Annotated in this window: 2 protein-coding genes and 1 pseudogene; all 3 read left to right on the top strand. The window is 64.0% G+C overall.

The genetic code is table 11. The annotated features are described in order from the left end of the window. Positions 1 to 249, top strand: a pseudogene (locus K2X24_RS09110) (dihydropyrimidinase); the annotation flags it as partial. Between the two features lie 73 nt (positions 250 to 322). Then, on the top strand, positions 323 to 721 hold the full coding sequence (locus tag K2X24_RS09105; RefSeq protein WP_292496988.1) for a hypothetical protein: 399 nt from the start codon (positions 323 to 325) through the stop codon (positions 719 to 721). Positions 722 to 851: 130 nt separating this feature from the next. After that, positions 852 to 1,525: ABC transporter ATP-binding protein (locus K2X24_RS09100; protein ID WP_292496986.1), on the top strand; the 674-nt coding region annotated here is incomplete at its 3' end.

Genomic DNA, 1,525 nt, shown 5'->3' with positions numbered 1-1,525 from the left:
GGCTCGATCGGGATCGGCTTCGACGCCGACCTGACCCTGTGGGACCCGAACCGCCGCGAGACCATCCGGCAGGCCGATCTCCATCACGGGGCGGATTACACGCCCTGGGAGGGGTTTTCGGTCACGGGCTGGCCGGTGATGACCCTCGCGCGGGGCGCGATCGTCGCCGAGGATGGCCGGGTGGTCGGTCCGCTCGGCCACGGACAGGTCATCGACCGGGCTCTCGATAAGGTGGCGCAGCGAACCTGAACGCTTCTCCCTATCTCCTGAGTGTGGAGAGGGAAGACGTGTTGGTTGCGAGCATGATCCATCCGGAGAGCATATGAAGATCAGGCGAAGCAGAACTGGTTTGGCATTTATTGCGGTCTATGGGGCAATGGCGATCCCGTTGCTGATCTATGCCTTTGGCATCGAGGGGGATTACAAAGGCGCGTATGTCTTAAAGCAGGTTGCTGTCGCCCCCGCTTTGCTGGCGATGGGTGCTATTATTCCTCCTCATCTTATAAAATGGCCAGGATTTTTAAACAATATTCCAGTATTTTTGCTGCTGAGTTTTATGATGATTTACAGTGTTGGATGGCTCATCGGACTTCTAGGTCGGTTCGTACTTTCAATTGGCTATGCGTACATGGCGACGGAGCGCGTGAGCCGGCCGACGAGTCCTCGAATGCGAACGGCTCGGCACTTGCTCTCGACAATTTTCTTTTTCGCGTTGGACTGATGTCCGGAGAGGTATCTGTCGGTCGCTGTCCTCCATCGTCGCCCGCTGGTGCATCGCGGAGGCGGATACCCGGGGCGAATCGGGTATCGTCTGGCCCGCCCCTTGCTGGGGACCGGGCGGGGAGACACGCATGGACGTCGAGCTGATCCGCCTGACCAAGCGCTACGGCCACACCACGGCCGTGGACGGCATCGACCTCAAGGTCCGCTCGGGCGCCTATTGCTGCCTGCTCGGCCCCTCGGGCTGCGGCAAGACCACGACGCTCCGGATGATCGGCGGGCATGAGACGGTGTCCTCCGGCGACGTGGTCATCGGCCCGCGCGCGGTGGGTGACGCCACGCCGGCCGAGCGCGGCACCGCGATGATGTTCCAGAGCTACGCCCTGTTCCCCCACCTGAATTGCCGCGACAACGTCGCCTTCAGCCTGAAGATGCGGGGCATCCCGAAGGCCGAGCGCCGCGCCAAGGCGCTGGCGATGCTCGACCTCGTGCAGATGGCTCATCTGGCGGAGCGCTTGCCGGCGCAGCTCTCCGGTGGCCAGCAGCAGCGCGTGGCGCTCGCCCGCGCGCTGGTCACCGGACCCAAGGTCCTGCTCCTCGACGAGCCGCTCTCGGCCCTCGATCCGTTCCTGCGGGTGCGGATGCGGACGGAGCTGAAGCGTCTCCAGGCCGAGCTCGGCATCACCTTCATCCACGTCACCCACAGCCAGGAGGAGGCGATGGCGCTGTCCGACCTCGTGGTGGTGATGAACGGGGGGCGCATCGAGCAGGCGGCCGACCCGCGCACCGTGTTCGAGCGCCCCGC

This window comes from Methylobacterium sp. (assembly GCF_019750675.1).
GTDB lineage: Bacteria > Pseudomonadota > Alphaproteobacteria > Rhizobiales > Beijerinckiaceae > Methylobacterium.
Note: the sequence above shows the minus strand (reverse complement) of the source record. Positions and strands in the feature narration are given on the sequence as shown.

What these genes read in the sequence shown, in the direction of transcription:
- K2X24_RS09105 (WP_292496988.1), top strand. Translation starts at nt 323, where the DNA reads ATGAAGATCAGGCGAAGCAGAACTGGTTTGGCATTTATTGCGGTCTAT.